Annotated in this window: 16 protein-coding genes; 12 read left to right on the top strand and 4 right to left on the bottom strand. The window is 54.2% G+C overall.

The genetic code is table 11. From position 1 onward, the window contains the following. The first annotated feature begins 75 nt into the window (after positions 1-75). The 9 genes from ACFE8Q_RS10715 (at position 76) to ACFE8Q_RS10675 (ending at position 10,074) form a co-directional block, all read left to right on the top strand. Positions 76-555 carry a molybdopterin-dependent oxidoreductase gene (locus ACFE8Q_RS10715; RefSeq protein WP_375445386.1) on the top strand — a complete coding sequence of 160 codons (480 nt, stop codon included), beginning with the start codon at positions 76-78 and terminating at the stop codon, positions 553-555. 14 nt (positions 556-569) lie between these two features. Then, entirely contained in the window at positions 570-1,298 is a 729-nt protein-coding gene (gene modA, locus ACFE8Q_RS10710) for a molybdate ABC transporter substrate-binding protein (RefSeq protein ID WP_375445385.1), read from the top strand. Between the two features lie 27 nt (positions 1,299-1,325). Beyond that, complete coding sequence (modB, locus tag ACFE8Q_RS10705; RefSeq protein ID WP_375445384.1) at positions 1,326-1,991, top strand: molybdate ABC transporter permease subunit; 666 nt, start codon at positions 1,326-1,328, stop codon at positions 1,989-1,991. Continuing rightward, a complete protein-coding gene (locus ACFE8Q_RS10700; RefSeq protein WP_375445383.1) occupies positions 1,988-2,806 on the top strand; it encodes a sulfate/molybdate ABC transporter ATP-binding protein in 819 nt (272 codons plus the stop codon). Before modB ends, ACFE8Q_RS10700 begins: the two co-directional genes overlap by 4 nt. Positions 2,807-2,927: 121 nt before the next feature. After that, complete coding sequence (hisC, locus tag ACFE8Q_RS10695) at positions 2,928-3,995, top strand: histidinol-phosphate transaminase (protein ID WP_375445382.1); 1,068 nt, start codon at positions 2,928-2,930, stop codon at positions 3,993-3,995. A gap of 85 nt (positions 3,996-4,080) precedes the next feature. Continuing rightward, the gene (locus tag ACFE8Q_RS10690; RefSeq protein WP_375445381.1) at positions 4,081-4,614 is read left to right on the top strand and encodes a hypothetical protein; all 534 of its coding nucleotides are present in this window, start codon (positions 4,081-4,083) and stop codon (positions 4,612-4,614) included. A 131-nt stretch (positions 4,615-4,745) separates the two neighbouring features. Next, positions 4,746-8,138: a UvrD-helicase domain-containing protein gene (locus tag ACFE8Q_RS10685; protein ID WP_375445380.1), complete on the top strand. Its 3,393-nt coding sequence runs from the start codon at positions 4,746-4,748 to the stop codon at positions 8,136-8,138. Beyond that, on the top strand, positions 8,135-9,085 hold the full coding sequence (locus tag ACFE8Q_RS10680; RefSeq protein WP_375445379.1) for a phosphatase PAP2 family protein: 951 nt from the start codon (positions 8,135-8,137) through the stop codon (positions 9,083-9,085). The genes ACFE8Q_RS10685 and ACFE8Q_RS10680 overlap by 4 nt, the downstream gene beginning before the upstream one ends. A 29-nt stretch (positions 9,086-9,114) precedes the next feature. Continuing rightward, positions 9,115-10,074 (top strand): methylenetetrahydrofolate reductase, encoded by a 960-nt coding sequence (locus tag ACFE8Q_RS10675; RefSeq protein WP_375445378.1) that lies wholly within the window; start codon positions 9,115-9,117, stop codon positions 10,072-10,074. Between the two features lie 563 nt (positions 10,075-10,637). On the opposite strand, the gene ACFE8Q_RS10670 is transcribed toward ACFE8Q_RS10675, so the two are convergent. Genes ACFE8Q_RS10670 through ACFE8Q_RS10655 form a run of 4 tightly spaced genes read right to left on the bottom strand, consistent with a single transcriptional unit; the run spans position 10,638 to position 13,942 of the window. Next, complete coding sequence (locus ACFE8Q_RS10670) at positions 10,638-11,168, bottom strand: AAA family ATPase (protein WP_375445377.1); 531 nt, start codon at positions 11,166-11,168, stop codon at positions 10,638-10,640. Next, the gene (locus ACFE8Q_RS10665) at positions 11,119-11,745 is read right to left on the bottom strand and encodes a pseudouridine synthase (protein WP_375445376.1); all 627 of its coding nucleotides are present in this window, start codon (positions 11,743-11,745) and stop codon (positions 11,119-11,121) included. Before ACFE8Q_RS10665 ends, ACFE8Q_RS10670 begins: the two co-directional genes overlap by 50 nt. A 35-nt stretch (positions 11,746-11,780) precedes the next feature. Next, complete coding sequence (locus tag ACFE8Q_RS10660; protein ID WP_375445375.1) at positions 11,781-12,563, bottom strand: exodeoxyribonuclease III; 783 nt, start codon at positions 12,561-12,563, stop codon at positions 11,781-11,783. 26 nt (positions 12,564-12,589) lie between these two features. After that, entirely contained in the window at positions 12,590-13,942 is a 1,353-nt protein-coding gene (locus tag ACFE8Q_RS10655; protein WP_375445374.1) for a TlpA family protein disulfide reductase, read from the bottom strand. A gap of 97 nt (positions 13,943-14,039) precedes the next feature. Here ACFE8Q_RS10655 and ACFE8Q_RS10650 point away from each other — a divergent pair, with 97 nt between their 5' ends. The 3 genes from ACFE8Q_RS10650 (at position 14,040) to ACFE8Q_RS10640 (ending at position 18,727) form a co-directional block, all read left to right on the top strand. Next, positions 14,040-14,717, top strand: coding sequence for a hypothetical protein (locus tag ACFE8Q_RS10650; RefSeq protein ID WP_375445373.1), 678 nt, complete (start codon positions 14,040-14,042; stop codon positions 14,715-14,717). A 102-nt stretch (positions 14,718-14,819) separates the two neighbouring features. Further along, positions 14,820-17,159 (top strand): peptidylprolyl isomerase, encoded by a 2,340-nt coding sequence (locus ACFE8Q_RS10645; protein WP_375445372.1) that lies wholly within the window; start codon positions 14,820-14,822, stop codon positions 17,157-17,159. 86 nt (positions 17,160-17,245) lie between these two features. Further along, positions 17,246-18,727 (top strand): peptidylprolyl isomerase, encoded by a 1,482-nt coding sequence (locus tag ACFE8Q_RS10640; RefSeq protein ID WP_375445371.1) that lies wholly within the window; start codon positions 17,246-17,248, stop codon positions 18,725-18,727. Positions 18,728-18,800: the final 73 nt, after the last annotated feature.

The following is an 18,800-nucleotide window of genomic DNA, read 5'->3' as shown; positions in this document are numbered from 1 at the left end:
TATTTGGGCGAAAATAACGATAGCCTACTTAAACTAGCCAACTGGCCTCTGCTACTTTTGCTAACGCTCAACTCAATGAACCGAAAAATAGTACTGCTTTTTCTTAGTCTGGCTCTGCTCAGCACGAGCCATGCCCAAACCCTGACTGTTTCGGGTGCCGTTTCCAAACCATTGGTGCTCGAAGCCAGCGCCCTGAAAGCCATGACCCATGCTGATGTGCGGGGGAAAGACCACGATGGTAAGGAGCATCGGTACTCTGGCATTCCGCTGGTCGATCTGCTGAAACGGGCTGGTGCTCCAATGGGCAGTGAACTGCGCGGTAAGAACCTGACCAGGTACGTTGTTGTGAAAGCGGCCGACGGATACGAAGCTGTTTTTGCCCTGCCCGAACTTGATCCGGAGTTTGCTACCCGGACGATCATTCTGGCCGACAGCGTCGATGGCGCGGCACTGACTGCCACTACCGGCCCTTACCGGATTGTGGTTCCCGACGAGAAAAAACAGGCCCGCTGGGTTCGGGGCGTGACAGTCATCGACGTACGGATTGCCAACTAGATCGGCTACGCCTGATGAAAAAAATCTTCTTCCTGCTTTTGCTCTGGTCATCCGGTGTGCAGGCCCAGCCGTTGCGGGTAGCCGTGGCGGCCAATGCCCAGTTTGTGATGGAATCGCTGCGGGTGGCTTTCCAGAAACAGACCGGTATCAGCATCGAAACGGTCATCAGCTCATCGGGCAAGCTGACAACCCAGATTCAGCAGGGGGCACCCTACGATGTTTTTTTATCGGCCGACATGGACTACCCGCGTGCCCTTTACCAGCAGAAACTGACGGCGGGCGCACCCGTCGTGTACGCCTATGGGTCACTGGTGCTGTGGACGCTGGGTACGTTCCCCCTGACGGCCGATCTGAGCGTGCTGAAAAACCCGGCCGTGCGGCATATTGCCATTGCCAATCCGGCCACGGCTCCGTATGGCGAAGCGGCCGTTTCGCTGTTGACCCACCGCAAATTGCTCGGCGCGGTTCAGCCCAGACTGGTATACGGCGAAAGCATTTCGCAGGTTAACCAGTACATCTTATCGGGTGCGGCTGAGGTAGGCATTACGGCCAAATCGGTGGTACTCGATCCGGGTCTGGAACAACGAGGCCACTGGATCGACCTCCCTCCTCCCGGTTACGCGCCCATTGCGCAGGGCGTGGTAGTGTTGAAGCGAACGAGTCAGGCTAAGGCTGCCACGCAGTTTGTTCAGTTTTTACAGACTGCTGCCGCCCGCCGTATCTTGCAACAGTTTGGTTACTGATCATCCGCCTCCTGATTTGTTCTGTGTATGCCCATCGACTGGGAACCCATCTGGCTTACCCTTCGCCTGGCCAGCGTCACCACCTTATTGTTACTGCTTATCGGTGTTCCACTGGCGGGGTGGCTGGCGCTAAGTCAGTTTAGGCTCAAGCCGCTGGTCGAATCGCTGATTAGTCTGCCGCTGGTGTTGCCGCCTTCGGTGGTGGGGTTTTACCTGCTGCTGGCTTTCAGCCCATCGAGTACGTTTGGGGCCTGGCTACTCCGAACGCTCGACCTGCAACTGGTTTTCTCCTTCAGCGGGCTTGTCGTGGCTTCGTTGCTCTATAGCCTGCCGTTTATGGTGCATCCCATTCAGGCAGGGCTGGAAAACCTGCCCGTTTCCTGGCGCGAAGCGTCGTACACACTCGGCCAGTCGCCCACCCGGACGCTGTGGCGGGTGATGCTGCCAAACTGTAAACCGGCGTTGCTAACGGGTATTATCCTGACCTTTGCCCACACCATTGGCGAATTTGGCCTGGTGCTGATGATCGGTGGCAATTTACCGGGCCAAACCCGCGTAGCGTCGATTGCCATTTACAACGAAGTGGAGCTACTGCATTTCGATACGGCCCACGCCTACGCGGCTCTCTTGCTGGGGCTGTCGCTGGGAATTCTGCTGCTGGTATATAGTTTCAACAAACGGGTAACGGTATGATCGACCTTACCGTGACAGTACCCCGGTTGTTCACCGAAGGCCCAGGCAGTCTTCAACTGGCGATGCGCTTGCCGAGCGAAAGCCTGACCGCCATCATCGGGCCGTCGGGCTCGGGCAAAACGACGCTCCTTCGGCTACTGGCGGGACTCGAAACGCCCGATCAGGGCCGGATTGTGGTTGACGGAAGCGTCTGGTTCGATCAGCAGCAACGCATCAACCTGACACCTCAGCAACGTTCGATTGGGTACGTCTTTCAGGATACGGCCCTGTTTCCAAACCTGACAGTCCGCGACAATATTGCCTACGCCACGCAACGTACACAACGTACCCAGGTCGATGAACTGATCGAAGCGGCGGGGCTTACTTCGTTTGCCGACACCAAACCGACCCGCTTATCAGGCGGTCAGCGGCAGCGTGTGGCCCTGGCGCGCGCCCTTGTCCGCAAGCCTAAACTGCTATTGCTGGACGAACCTTTCTCGGCGCTGGATACCGACGCAACCGACCAACTTCGGCAGCTTTTACTGGCGCTTCATCGGGCCTGGGGCACAACCACGGTGCTGGTGAGCCACCACGAAGCTGACGTAAACGCGCTGGCTGACCGGGTCATCACGTTATCGCAGGGAAAGATCATTGCCGATCAGGACCGGCAACACGGCCCGGCAGTTCCTCCATCGAGCGGACAGATCAGGCGAGTTTGGTTTGACGAGCCACAGCAACAATGGGTGATTGAAACAGACACCGTTCAACTTCGCTCGACCGATACGCGCTGGGGAAAACTGGTCGTAGGTGCCCGAATCGACTTATCCTGGCATTGAAAGAATACAGGACAGTTTAGGTCGTAAACTGCCCGATAATGCACCGACTATGCCCCGCTCATCTACTAAAGTTAAAGGCTCCGGCGTTACCTTTGCTGAGTGACACGTCTGTCTAACTATCATGTTTAATTTAGCCGCCGTTCTTCGGCCACACATTGCCTCGCTGACGCCCTATTCATCCGCCCGTGACGAATACACGGGTACGGAAGGCGTATTTCTGGACGCCAACGAAAATGCGCTCGGGTCAACTACGCATTCGGGGCAGTATAACCGATACCCCGATCCGCATCAAACGGCCATAAAAGCCCGGCTAGCCCCGTTGAAAGGGGTTCAGACCAATCAGCTTTTTCTGGGTAATGGCTCCGACGAGCCCATTGATTTGCTGGTTCGGGCTACCTGTCGGCCGGGGGTAGACAACGTGCTGCTGCTGCCGCCTACCTACGGCATGTACGAAGTGTCGGCCCGCCTCAACGACGTAACGGTAAAAAAAGTCCCGCTCACGACGGATTACCAACTGGATTTACCGGCGGTGCTGGCGGCTATCGATGCCCAAACGAAGATCATCTGGATCTGCTCGCCCAATAACCCATCCGGTAATCTCATTGAGTCAGACGCTATCCGGCAGGTGATCGAAGCAGCCAACTCAGCGCTGGTGGTCGTCGACGAAGCGTACATCGACTTTGCCGGACCGGGCTATGCGTCCTGGACAACGTACCTGGACACGTACCCAAACCTGGTGGTGCTCCAAACCTTCTCAAAAGCGTGGGGACTGGCCGCGCTACGCCTCGGCATGTGCTTCGCCTCGGCTGAGCTGATCCGGGTGATGAACATTATCAAACCGCCCTACAATATTTCGGCTCCTTCGCAGGCACTGGCCCTGGACGCTCTGGACCACGTTGCCCAGAAAGAGGCAATGGTGCAGCAAACCTTAACCGAGCGCGACCGGCTGGCCCGGCAGTTAGGTACGTTGCCGAACGTGCAGCACGTGTTCCCTTCAGACGCGAACTTCCTGCTCGTCCGTTTCGACGAAGCTCATTCGGTTTTCGAGCAACTCATTGACAGTAAAGTCATTGTGCGCGACCGGTCGAGCGTAACGCGCTGTGAAGACTGTCTGCGAATCACCGTGGGTACCGAGGCCGAAAACGCCCGCCTGATGGACGTCCTCCATTCCATTGCCGTACCCATTTAGTTTATGTAACGCGGACTTCAGTCCGTTTTTTGTCTCGTAAAAGCGGACTGAAGTCCGCGTTACCAACCTTCTACTGTACCTTATCATGCGCCGTATCCTTTTACTTATCGCCATTCTCACCGCGTGCATGGCCACGCCCAAACAGGCGGTTGCTCAATACAACAACTGGGCCTTTGGCTTCCGAATCGGGGAACCGGCGGGCGTTAACATCCGAAAATATTTCGGCGAGAACCACGCGTTCGATCTGAACGTGGGTACGTATGGTGGCCTGTACGGCAACAACCGCGCCTACCGGAGTGGCTATTACAAAACGGTGGGTCTCAGCGTTCAGGGCCATTATCTCTGGCACGACCGGGTGTTGGGCAATGACAATATTCGTGGGTATTACGGTTTCGGTGGGCAGATCAACAGCCGCCGCTATTACCCCGATCGGTTTGCGGCCACGAATGATTACGAAAGTGCCATTGCGCTGGGTGGCTCGGCGGTAGCGGGTATTGAATACTTCGTACCCAACAAACAGTACTCCATCTTTGCCGAATTAGGCCTCTACGCCGAAGTGCTACCCTCCCCCCTCTTCCTGAGTATTAGCTCGGGCCTTGGGATACGGTTCAATCTTTGAAAACAGGGTCAAAGGTAATTGCCCAACGTTCAACGCCTAACATATAAAGTTGCTTCACCCGATAGCGTCTGGCGAAACGGCGGAGCAACTTTATACGTTAGACGTTGACCCTTGAACCTATTTTCTCAGTCATGTTCAACGTATACAGTGCTTCTGCCGGGTCGGGGAAAACGTACACCCTGACCAAAGAGTACCTGAAGCTTGCGCTGGGGGAAGGCCGGACGGTGACCGAGTCGGACACGTTTAAGGGCACGTATTTCCGAACTATTCTGGCCATCACGTTTACCAACGCTGCGGCTAATGAAATGAAAGAACGAATTCTGCGCGAAGTATCCGGCATCGCGCAGAACAACCCGGCATCAGAACGTTTTTTGAGCGAATTGACGGCAGAACTGACAAAAAAAGCACCTGATTCTCCCAGCTTTCCGGCCTTGACCGAACTCGTCCGGGGCCGCTGCCGCCGACTGTTTCAATCCATTCTGCACCGCTATTCCGATTTCTCGGTAACGACCATCGACTCGTTCACGCAGCGGCTCGTGATGGCTTTCACCGACGAGTTAGGACTCCCCTATTCGTTCGAAGTGGAAATGGACACTGACCGGGTGCTGGAAGTAGCCGTCGACAACCTGATCGAGCGCGTTGGCACCGAGGAAATGGCCGACATTACCCATATCCTGCACCAGATTTTCGAGGAAACTGCCCGCGAAGGCCGTAGCTGGAATCAGATCGCCGAGGCACTTCGGGATTTTGGTAACGTGCTCACCTCCGACCAGCATTACGAAGCCGTGGGTCGTATTGCCGACCTGACACCGGGCCAGATTCGGACCATCAGGCAGCAGTTACTCACCTTCGGTGCCGACGTGGCCGACCGGATTCAGAATCATGGAAAAACTGCCTGGGAACACATCACCAGTGCAGGTTTAACCGAACTCGATTTTAGTCGGAAAGACAGCGGTATCGGTGGCTTTTTCAAAGCGGTTGCCGCCGGAGAAACCGACAAAAAGACAAATAGCTATCATACTGCGGCTATACTGGAAGGCAACTGGTATACCAAAACAACCCCGGCCAGTACACGGGCCGCTATTGACAGCATCGCCAGTACCCTCTGCGATTGCTTTAATGCGATTCTTGACGAGCGCGAGGCCAACGAAAAACTACTGACGCTGTACCGGGCCATTGATCCGCATTTGCAGAAAATGGCCCTGCTGAAACAGATTCGCGACGAGTTTGTCGACCTGCTTCGGAAAGATAACCGGGTGCATATTTCGGAATTCAACAAGCGCATTAAAGCCATTGTCGAGACCGAACCCGTGCCGTTTCTGTTCGAGCGGCTGGGGAGTAAATACAACCATATCCTGATCGACGAATTTCAGGACACCTCCCAGCTTCAGTTCGCCAACCTGATGCCACTGATCGAAAATGCCCTCGGCAGCGGGTATTTCAACCTGGCGGTGGGCGATGGCAAACAGGCCATCTACCGGTTTCGGGGCGGCGACATGGATCAGATTGTGGCCCTGCACCGGGGCAACCTCAACAGCCTGCAACGCCTGCACGGCCCCCATACCTGGACGGCCGAACGCATCGACGCACTGAACGGACAGATCCAACCACAATTGCTTGACACCAACTGGCGGTCGGCCCGACCAATCGTGCAGTTCAACAATGACTTTTTCGACTTCGTTGCCCGCAAATACGCCCACACAAACCAACGCATCGACGAAGTGTACGATGCCCTGAAGAAATTCCAGCAAAAGCCGTCGCCAAAGGCTCCCGATACTGGTCATATCCAGATCGACTTTATCGGTGCTGATGACCTGGGTACAGGCGGTAAAGTGGCCAACGAAATGGTGAAGCAGACCATTGAACACGTTCGGCGGGCGCAGGCTGATGGGTATGCGTTTGGCGATATGGCAGTGCTGACCCGCAGCCGGAAAAGTGCCCAACTGGTGGCCAATGAGCTGAACCGGCTGGGCATTCCTCTCTCGTCGGCCGATTCGTTGTCGCTCCAATTTTCAGAACCGGTACGGTTACTAATCGCCATGCTGACCATGCTCAGTCGGCCGGGGCAGAAGCCGGTGCGGTATGAGATGCTTTACCTCTACCATAGCGTTGTACATAACCGGGTTCCCAACGACGCGCAAACGGAAGTGCTTCGCCTGGTAGCCGATGCGCCCGATGAAGCACCCGTATTTGATTACCTGGCGAAAGATGGCTACAACCTGGACCCGGCGGGGCTGGTACAACTGAACGTGTATGAACTGGCCGAGAAACTGGCGCACTGTTTTCACCTGTTCAACCGCCCCCACGACCAGCCGTTCCTCTTTCGCTTCCTCGACGAAATTCTTACGTTCTGCGGCCGGGAAAGCGGGCATCTGGCCGACTTCCTGACGCACTGGGAAACGGCTAAACTGAAGGTATCGGTGAGCGAAGGACTTACCTCCGACGCCGTTACGATTCAAACGATCCATAAAGCGAAGGGACTGGAATATCCCGTCGTGATTATTCCTTTCGCTGACTGGACGGTTGACCCGAACCCCAGAGACACCATCTGGGTAGATCTGAGCACGGTCGAAACCAATCCATTGGCGGTGACCATGCCCGACGGGAGCCTGAGCCGGTTGATGAACGCACAGGTAACCCTGACGCAACAGCTAGACGCCACGCCCGACGAGGTGAGAGAACAGTACAGCGACGAGAAAAGCCGCACGTTCATCGAAAACATGAACCTGCTCTACGTGGCATTTACCCGCCCCGTTGATCGACTGTACATCATTGCCGAACGCAAAGAGTTCAGCAATGCACGTGGCCAGGCCACAGCGGCGTATTGGCTACACAGTTTCCTGCGCGACAGCGAGGTAGCCAAACAGGCAGGTTGCTACTGGGAAGAAGGTCGCTGCCAGTACATACTCATCAACGGAGTTGGCCCGCGACTACTAAATGAGTCTACAGCCGCCGAAAACAGTACCGTCACGCTACCTATTGATTTACAGTCGATTAAAAGCGGATCGCGCGGACAGAATATGCAGTTACGCCGGATGGCCGAACGCGTTTTCGACACTCGGACGTTTGAGCAGAACCGCGAGCGTGACCGGAAACTATGCGCCGCCCTGAGCTTTATTAAAGGAGTCGATTGCGTTGATAAAACGCTCGGGCGGCTCGTGCGCGAAGGTGTTATTCGGTCGGTCGAAATCGCTGATCTGCGCGAAGGGCTGTCAATGATCGTTACCCACCCCGACCTGACAGACGTGTTTGGCTATGACCGGCGCATCGACACAGACCGGAGCATTCTGACCCAAAAACAGGCCAAAGGAGCACCGCACCGCGTTGTTCACCGCCCGGATGGCGGTATCATTCTCGTGCAGTACCAGAGCCTGGGCGACCAAACCGAATCGTATCTCGCTACCTTTATCGAGTTATACAAAGAAATGGGTTACTCTCCCGTTGAAGGCCGGATTGTCTGGCTTGGGAACGTACCCGGAATGGATATTCCCGGAATGGAGATTCCCGGCGTTGATCGTTTATGAAAAAATCGCTTTTAGGCTTATTCGTTTCCCTTTCTCTCACCGCCTACGCCCAGGTCGATACTGTATCGCGGAGTTCGCCACCCGTAAATCAGTCCCCTTATTCGTTAAAAACGGGCCGCGAGATTATACTGCTGAGCACAGGAGTGGCGTCGTATGGAGCAGCTTATGTGTTCAATAAAAGCCTGGACCCGCTGACCGTCGATGGCGTTGCACAACTGAATAAGACCGCTATCCCCGCGTACGACCGGTCGGCGACAAACCAGTATTCGCCCGATGCCGCCCACCTTAGCGACCTCACACTGGGTGCGGGTATCGGGCTGACAGGGCTGGTTATTCTGTCGGCCAAAGCACCGGCCAATGCCGTTCCCGGACGTACCCAGATGGTGCCGGGTGAGCCCAAACCAACCTTGACCTACTCCTTTTTCAAGAGCGAGCTATTTACCGTTGGCGTCATGTATGTAGAGACCATGCTGCTTACGAACGGGGTTAAAAGTGCGGTGAAAGATGCGGTGGAACGTACCCGGCCCTTCGCCTACAACGCCGCCGCTCCCCTCAGCGAGAAGCTCGACAAAGACACGCAACGGTCTTTTTATTCGGGACACGCGTCCAACGCTTTTGCCACGGCCGTATTTGCCGCCGAAGTTTTCCGCCACTACCACCCAGATTCCAGGGCTAAACCGTGGGTGTGGGTCGGCTCGCTGGGGCTGGCTACCGGAACAGCCTATCTCCGGTACGAAGCGGGCCAGCATTTCCCCAGCGACCTGCTGGTTGGCGCGGCGATGGGGTCGCTGGCGGGTTGGGGCATCCCGAAGCTCCACGAAACCCGGCGACGTGGCAACCAGCCAGCGGGCCGGGCCAACGTGTCAGTAAATCCGTGGAGTAGCGGCCTTGCCAGCGGAGTGTCGATTCGATGGAGCATTTCCAGTCCTAGTTTTGTTGCCGAATAGATTAACCTTCTTTAAAGGATACCCACCCAATGACCAAGATTACCGAACACATCCGCCGCGCCAATGGCAAGCCGATCTTTTCAATTGAAGTAATTCCCCCCATCAAGGGCGACAACCTAAAGAATCTGCTCGGCAACATTGAGCCGCTGATGGAGTTCAGGCCCCCGTTTATTGATGTTACCTATCACCGTGAAGAGTATATCGAGCAACCGCAGGCTGATGGCACCATTCGCAAGATCGTGACCCGCAAACGACCCGGTACAGTAGGCATCTGCTCGGCCATTATGCACCGCTTCGACGTCGACGCAGTGCCGCACGTGCTGTGTGGCGGCTTTTCGCGCGATGAGACCGAAGACTTCCTTATCGACTTGAATTACCTCGGCATCGATAACGTGCTGGTACTGCGTGGCGATCCGGCCAAGCCGTTTAAAACCTTTAAAGCCAAAGAAAATGGCTATTCGTATGCGAGCGAACTGGTTGAGCAGGTTGCCAATATGAATCGGGGGCAGTACCTGCACGAAGAAGACACGGCAATGACCCCCACCGACTTCTGCATTGGCGTTGCGGCCTACCCGGAGAAACACTTCGAAGCCGAAAACCACGACATCGACTTCGATTTTCTAAAGCAGAAAATCGCCAGGGGAGCCGATTACATCGTTACGCAGATGTTTTTCGACAACGCCCGCTACTTCGATTTTGTGAAACGGTGCCGGGAACACGACATTAATATCCCGATTATTCCGGGCCTGAAACCAATCAGTACCCGGAAGCAACTGGACATACTGCCTCGCCTGTTTCACCTTCACATGCCCGACGACCTGGTCAACGCCATTGCTGCCTGCGAGAATGACGCGCAAGCCCGGCAGGTAGGTATTGAGTGGAGCATCCAACAAGGCCGCGAACTGATTGCCGCCGGTGCGCCAGTACTCCATTTTTACACAATGGGCAAGGGAGATAACGTTCAGAAAATCGCGAAAGAGTTATTTTGACAAAACGGCCCCTGGTAACCACACTTGCTCGGTATATATCTGTTGCTGGCCATCCGCTACTCACGCTCCCTGGTTGTTCATTGGTAGCTCTGTTCCGCTATGAACCACTTGCCAATGCATCATTACTGGCGTTGCTGCTTGTGAGTGGTCTTTTTGTGCCTCTTGCAGTTAGCATGTATCGAAAACAGTTGAAGGGCGTTCATACCAACTTTGACGTTTCAGATCAGAAACAGCGCCAGACCTGGTATTATCTGGTTATAAGTCTGCTACTTGGTGTCACACTTGTGGTTTACCTGACAAACCAATCCTATATACTACGCCTCAGTTTCCTGATGGCAACTTTGCTCCTGGTCACATCGCAATTCGTCAATCAGTTCATCAAAAGCTCATTACACGTATCGCTGAATACATACCTGGCTTTCCTGTTACTGCTTTTAGACCTAAAGATCGGCGTATTATGTCTAGCCTTCATTCCACTGGTTGGCTGGTCTAGATTTCAGCTAAACAGGCACACGTTAGTCGAGCTTGTAACGGGAGGAGTAGTTGGAGCAATGTTCGGTGGGTTACTGTATTATCTCGCCCAGTAGCGTATCAATTACGTTAATTACCTGTTGCGTACGGGCTTCATAATCAGCACCCGAAACGACAACGTACCTGATGCCGCGCTCGGTTAACGCCTGTTCGAACAGGTTGTACATTTCGGCGCGGCGATGACCCAGATCGCGCAGGCCATCAGCCACCCAGGGCACATCCGGGTTTAGCAGAAAGTAAGCATCGAAGTTCTCCTGAGCCGCCAGTTCCGTTAATTCGGCGGGGTGCGGCACGCCGTAGATGGTAGCATATAATTGCGTGGTTATCAGGTCTGTATCGCAAATCAATACCCGGTTTGCCTGCGGAATAGCCTGCGCGACAGCGGCCGTCTGCGCCACAGCGATGCGGGCGTAATCATCGCTTGTCAAGTCGTTAGACGTGATCAGATCGCGTGCCACTTCAGGTACGTACACCGTCTGGTAATGGGCGGCCAGTTGCTGGGCCATCGTGGTTTTACCGACGCTTTCGGGGCCGTAAAGGCAAACGAGTAGTGGCTGCGCCATTCGTATGGAGTAGTTGAGTGATGTCCGATTCAGGGATGGCCCGTACATCAGCGGGTTGCATGCCTTCGGCAGTGAGATGCCCAATGGCCCAGCGTACCAGCCGGAGCGTTGGAAAGCCAACAGCGGCCGTCATCTTACGTACCTGACGATTTTTTCCTTCGGTGAGGGTCAAGGCGATCCATGACGTTGGAATTGCCGCCCGGTACCGAATGGGCGGATTACGGGGCGGCAAAGCCGGCTCGTCGATCCGTCGGGCAATAGCGGGAAGTGTAGCATGGGGTTTCCCATCAACGGTAATCGTCACACCGTCAGCCAGTTTAGTCAACGCGTCATCCGTCACAGTTCCATCTACCTGCACGTAATAGGTACGTTCGTGAGCAAAGCGTGGATCGAGCAGGCGGTGGTTGATCGATTTATCGTTGGTTAGCAGCAGTAACCCTTCGCTATCCGCATCGAGCCGCCCAACGGGATAAACGTCCCGCTCAATGGCGAAAGATAGATCAGCCAGCGTCTGCTTTTCCCCTTCCGCCGAGAACTGCGACAACATGCCGAAGGGTTTGTAAATAAGGTAATGCATAGGGTAAGTACCACGGACTTCAGTCCGCTTTTTTGTTAAAAACGGACTGAAGTCCGTGGTACAATTTCTGCCCAGACAGGACCGTGATCCGAGTGAACGGCTGACGGATGATGACCGGCGGCCAGCAGGCGGTCGCGCAGGGGTTCGGCCAGGGAAATATAATCGATTCGCCAGCCTTTGTTATTGGCTCGTGCCCCAGCCCGGTAGCTCCACCAGCTATATTCAACCGATTCGGGATTCTTTTCACGGAACGCATCAACGAACCCACTGGCAAACCACTTGGTCATCCAGGTACGTTCTTCCGGCAAAAAACCCGTCGTATACTTGTTCCGAACGGGATCATGAATATCGATTTCGGTATGGGCAATGTTATAATCACCCACCACGATCAGGTTCGGCCGCGACTGACGCAGGTTTTGGGCGTAGTCGAAAAACTCATCCAGAAACTGCATTTTGAAACCCTGACGCAATTCGCCCGACGTACCTGATGGGAAATAGCAGTTCAGGATGGTAAGATCGCCGAAATCCGTCCGTAGAATACGCCCCTCACAGTCGTAATGGGCTAGTCCGCAGCCCAGCACGGCATTATCGGCGGGCATTTTAGCGAATGTAGCCACGCCCGAATAGCCTTTCTTTTCGGCGGCATGCCAGTGGTAGGTAAACCCAAGTTCATCGAAGAGCGTCAGGTCAACTACATCGTGCGTCGCTTTCACTTCCTGAAGGCAAAGCACATCGACCGGATTCTCGCGCAGCCAGTCGATCAGGCCGTTTTTGATGGCCGCCCGGATGCCATTGACGTTATAGGTAACTAAGCGCATAGGCTGCAAAGATACAACGTGGCCTGCTACCGCGTGAATAACCCCAACTGCGCCAGCTTCGCTTTTATGGCAACAAGGCCCGTTTCTCCACCCTCCCGCATCAGAATGCGCCCTTCCGGCGAGATCAACATATATGTGGGATATGCCTGTACGCCAAGCCGCCGGGGAATACTGGCCTCGTTTTGTTTGCCCGAAAACTCAACTACCTGCTGCCAGCTAAGCTGTTTGTCAGCCTCAATCTTGCGGGCCTTCATCAGGCCCTCTTCATTGTATTCATAATCGACGCCAATAAACTGAATTTTATCGGCTTTTACCTGCCCGTGCAACGCTTTCAACGCAGGTATACTTGCAATGCACGGCCCGCACCAGGAACCCCAGAAATCAAGTAGCACATAGCCTCCTTTTTTCCACAACTCATTAATGGCCAAGTCTGCGTTATTGTCTGTTTTTCCAACAAGCAGCGGAGCCAAATTACGAACCCGCCCGCCTACTCGGTTGGGGTCGTACCGTTCGGCTACCAGCGTCAACTCGCCATCTTTCGTGCTCGACAGAATGGTAAACAGGTGGTTACCAGCTAGCATGTCTTTACCAACTGAAATACGGATCTCCTTATTTGCGTCGTAAAGCAAATCAGCTAGTTGTATTTTTAGGTCGGGTTTGGTGTAATCGTCCGTTTGCTCCCAGCTACCTGGTGACATACTCACTTTGTAGGCTTGACCATCCACCTCAAAACTACCTTCCCGATATACTTGGGTCTGAACATAAACGACTAACAGCCCTTCTATACCTCCTAATCCGTAATCCGAATCGTAAGGCAGAATACGCAGGTACGTATGCGCTGGCTGTACACCCTGTTTCGTGGCGTTTTCATACTGCACCCTAACCAACGGAGCAAGTTCAATGGTATCACCTTTGTAACTCCGCTCCATCGTCAGCGTATCGAATTCGTAGGCCGTATCATCCGAGAAATCGTGATTATTGTTGGCATCGACGATAATTACCTTTTTGGGTCCCTTCAATCCAGTAAATACAGATACATAGCTTTTAATCCGCCGGGGCACCAGTTGAGTGGTGTCGATAGAATACCGTTTCTGAAGTTCCAAGAATTGTGCAAGCGTACGTCGTTTCTCTTTATACGAGCTAAACAGTTGTTGGTTTATATTTAGGGTAACGACCGTAAAAGCCGCCGTATCACAATAAGGAAATCCTATATATTCACTGGTGTAGGGGGACGGTGCCGTAGGCGAGGTAGTGGTTGATATTCGGCTTTTCGGGTTGAACGACAGCTTCGTTTTCACCCGTAGCGTATCCGATGCAATTCCTTGACTAATCTGGCTGAAGCAGACAATGATGAGCAGAACGTACCTGATCGTTTTCATGGTAAAACGGTTAGTTGCTGACGTTTGGTTACATGAACAAAGAAAAGACTTTTTATTTGTAGAATCCGTTGTAACGAAAAGCTTCTCCCATCACTTTATGAAACTTCCGCTCTGCGGCCTTACGCTTCTTCTGCTTGCCTCCTGCGCAGCCCCTCGCCCGCTCACGGCCGAATTAAAACCCAACTCGCTCAAGGCCAACAACCTCGAAGAAACGCTCAGCCGCCGCGATGAGGTTATGCTGGCCTACTCGCTGGTGAGCTACGATGCCAATAACAAAGCCGTTGGCGTGGTCAATGGCGGCTGGGGCGTGCAGGCGATGGCTAAAGGCGCATCGGCCAATCTGGCCCAGGCTGTGCCCGTTCGATTACCGATGCCCAAAAACGGCCGAATTGTGGCCTCCATTGTCCTGATCGAAGTAGACGACTATAACAAGGCGGCCGAACTGGTCGGAAAAATCCAGAAGGTGAATACGGTTATCAGCGTACCAGCGGGCCTACTGCTGGCCGGGGCCGAAGCCCTCACGCCACTTAAATACGTAACGGCAGGACTGACGGCAGCGGGCATGGGCCTTCAGTTCGTCAATCAACTCGACGATGACGACGTCCTGGGCCAGAGCAGCGTTGAGCTGACCGATGCCGCCACCCGGAAGTCGGGAAAACGGATGATGCGGATCCCGGCCCGCTTTACAGGCCAACACCTGCGCGATTCGTTCGACTATGAATTGACGTACGATCTGACCCTAAAAAACGTTAAAATAGAGCCTTCTGGCCAATAAGTCCTATCTTTGTTGGTTCTCAGTCGGCACTATTCTACGGCGTTCGCCTGTTTTGAACATAGCAAATCGTACATGCGCTTACCTGGTTCAATTTCGTTGTTCTTGCGGCTCTCTCTCCCTCCCTTCGGCTCCCCAACAGCCCGTCGACTTACTGGCTCAGCCCTGCTTTTCTGGCTCGTTACGGCCTGTAAAACATCGGCGCCTGTCGCCACTACACCCCCTCAGACAGCACCGCCCAAACCGGTCGTGCTGATGCTAGGAGGCAATAAAGCATTCACCAGCGACGAATTTTTTGATTCCTTCACCAAGAATCAGCTATCTGCCGACTCATCGCAGCGGACCGACATTCGGAGCTACCTCGATCTGTATACCAACCTGAAACTGAAGGTACTCGCCGCCGAACGGTCGGGCCGCGATACAACCGAGGCTTTTCGCGAGGAAATGGCCACCTACCGCAAACAGCTCGCGCAAACGTACCTGACCGATAAAACGCTGGTTGAGCAACTAACCAGCGAAGCCTACCAGCGCATGCAGCAGGAAGTGCGCGCTTCGCACATTCTGATCCCGGTTACGGAAGAAGCCGCCCCCGCCGACACGCTTGCCGCCTATCAGCAGGCACTGGCTGCCCGCCAACGGATTCAGAATGGGGAGCCCTTTGCCACCGTGGCAAAAGCGGTATCGAAAGACCCTACCGTAGCCAGAAACGGTGGTGACCTGGGCTATTTCTCCGTTTTTCAGACGATCTACCCGTTCGAGAATGTGGCGTACCTGTCGCCTGTTGGCAGTTTATCGGCCCCGGTACGTACCCGGTTTGGTTACCACCTCATCCAGATAAACGACCGTCGTCCATCTCGCGGCAAGATTCAGGTGGCGCATATACTGGTTCGGCTATCACCAACGGCCGAGCCTACGGGCGTAGCCGCCGCCAAAGCCCGCATCGACGAAGTTTATGCCAGGCTCCAGGCAGGCGAATCGTTCGAGACGCTGGCCAAAACCTATTCCGACGATGTGAACAGCAAAAATGCGGGCGGTAAGCTCCCACCTTTTGCGACCGGTCAAAACGTACCTGCGCTGGAGGAAGCCGCTTTTGCGCTGACCACACCAGGCAGCTACAGCCCGCCCGTCAGAACCAACTACGGCTGGCATGTGCTGAAGCTCATCGAACGCAGACCGATTGAGCCGTTTGCTGAACTGGCTCCGGCTATTCGGCAAAAAGTGGTAACCGATAGCCGGTCCGAAGTGATTCGGCAAACTATGCTCCAGCGCCTCGGCCGCGAATACACCGTAACCGAAAATGAGCCGGTGAAGCAGGCCGCGCTGGCCAAAGCGGATTCAAGCCTGGTACAGGGCCGGTGGCGTATACCAGCCACGACCGATGAATCGACGCTATTGACGATTAACGGAGCAGGCGGGTTTACAATGAACGTACCTGTGTCGAAATTTTTCACATTCGTCCAACAGAAGCAACTACCACGGTCAGAAGCGGGTCTTACATCGCAACGGATCATGCAGCGGATGTACACGCGGTTTGTGGGCGATCAGTTGCTGGCCGCCGAAGAAGCTAATCTGGACAGGAAGTACCCCGAGTTTCGGAACCTGCTGACGGAAGTACGCGATGGCGTGTTGCTGTCGCAGATGATGGAAGAAAAAGTCTGGGAACGCTCCCTGACCGATTCTACAGGCCAAAAGGAGTTTTACGAGCGCAACAAGGCTAAATACACGTACCCAGCCAGAGCCGTGGCGACAATCATCGACGCAACCGACGACAAGCTGCTTGCCGAAGCGAAAGCCCGGTTAGCCGCCAGCCCTTATCCGCTGAAACGGTCGGCCGCCGACCTGCTTTTCGACCCTAACCAGACAGCCTTGTCGGCCGTTGGCCGCGACGCGCTGTTTGAGGTACTGGTGACGATGGTAAAAAACCCCGCCTATGTGCTCGACGTAGCCGCCTCGCATGATGCCAGCGAAAAAGACAGTACGTCGGCAGGTCGGTTACGGTCAGTCGTCACGTACCTGACCAGTAACGGCATTCAGTTGGCACGCATCAACGAAAAAGACCTACAGGGTGCCCGTACCAACGGCAATGCCGCCCGCCGCGTATCATTTACGTACCTGACAACGGCCAAACAGGATATTGCCCGCGTACTAAGTGGTACGGTTACCAACGCTGTAACGATTACAGAAGGCATCTTCGCCAAAGGGCAAAATGCTTACGTCGACGAATTACCGTGGCAAACAGGTGCCAACACGTTTGCCAAAAACAATCGGGTGGTGCAGGTCACGATCAGCCAGATTGAACAGCCCCGTCCCCGGACATTTGCCGAGGCCCGTGGTGCCGTGATTAACGATTACCAAACGTACCTGGAACAACGGTTTTTAGCCGATCTGCGCCAGAAATACCCCGTTCAGGTGAACGAGGATGAATTGAAACGACTCTTGAAATAGGTTACTGTTTGCTGTTTTCTGTTGCGCTGCCCTTCAGCGAAATCGCCCAAATAGCAACGCAACAGCAAACAGTAAACTCAGAAAATATGAACAAACTACAAACTGCATCGCTGAGTCTGCTGGGCGTTACCCTGACGTTAGCACAGGCGTTCAGCACGGGGGGATTTGCCGCCCGCACCACAGCGCTACCAAAACCCGTTCGGTCTACGGCTGCCCAACTGGCCGTTACACCGACCCGGTTGGCTGTAGCCGCTCCCGATACCGTTGGCGAAGAGACCGTGCTGCTGAACAAGATTATCGCCAAAGTCGATAATTACTATGTGCTTAAATCGGATCTGGAAGAAGCCCTTCAATCCTATGCGGCCAACGGTCAGCAGGCTCCGCAGAAATGTCAATTGCTCGAAAGTCTGGTTATTAACAAGATGATGCTGGCCAAAGCGGAAATTGACTCGGTCGTGGTTGAAGACAAGCAGATCGACAGCCAGTTGGATAGCCGGATGTCGTACATGGTTCAGCAATATGGCTCGGAGAAGAACATCATCGAGCAGTTTGGCAAGAGCCTGGAAATGCTGAAAGGCGAAGTGCGCGTTCAGGTACGCGACCAGATGCTGACCCGGAAAATGCAGGAAACCATCACGGCTAAAACCAAGGTTACGCCCCGCGATGTGCTCAAGTTCTTCAACACCATTCCCAAAGACAGCCTGCCCTACATGCCTGCCGAGGTAGAAGTTGGTCAGATTGTCCGGTATGCCGTGGTGACAAAAGCGCAGAAAGATGTGCTACGGCAGCGGTTACAGGCCTTGAAAGACAGCGTTTTGCATGGCGCTGATTTTGCCACGCTCGCCAAAGCCAACTCGGAAGATGTAGGATCGGGCGAAAAAGGTGGTGATCTGGGTTATGCCAAACGTGGTATGATGGTGGCCCCTTTCGAAGCCGCCGCGTTGAAGCTGAAACCCGGTGAACTGTCGGATGTTATCGAGTCTGACTTTGGTTTCCACCTGATCCAGCTCATCGAAACCCGGGGTGCTGAATACCACGCCCGCCACATTCTGCTTCGCCCTGAGTATAGCCGTCTTGATGTAACCGAGTCGACCCGGTTTCTGGACAGCCTGCGCACGATGATTCAGAAAGACAGCATTAAGTTTGAGAAAGCAGCCAAAAGTTTTTCGGAAGATAAAGCCACAGCCGACGCGGGTGGTCTTCTACGTGACCCTCAGTCTGGTAACTCACGAATGTCGATGGATGGTACGATGGATTATGCCATGTTTTCGATCCTCGACACGATGACTGTCGGTAAAATAACCCCTGTATTGCCTTACCGGTCAGACGACGGTAAAACTGGGGTACGGATTTTGTACTATAAAACCAAGATTGCCCCACACACGGCCGATTATAAACTTGACTTTGAAAAGCTGCAAAACATCGTCTTGCAGAACAAGAAGAACAAGGCTATCGACGAGTGGTTCCGCAAATCGGTCAGTGATGTGTATATCACCGTTGATCCTGAATACACCAGTTGCCGCATTTTTGGCACTACCCAGACCAACGGTGCTCAAGCTTCGAACTAATGCCCGCTAAAACAAGCGTGTAAACTAAAAAATGGCACGGCTAAGTACCAATTTGGTACCGAGCCGTGCCATT

Source organism: uncultured Fibrella sp., assembly GCF_964250085.1.
In the GTDB taxonomy this organism is placed as follows: Bacteria; Bacteroidota; Bacteroidia; order Cytophagales; family Spirosomataceae; genus Fibrella.
The sequence above is the reverse complement of the archived record's forward strand: the minus strand, read 5'-3'. Positions and strand labels throughout refer to the sequence as shown.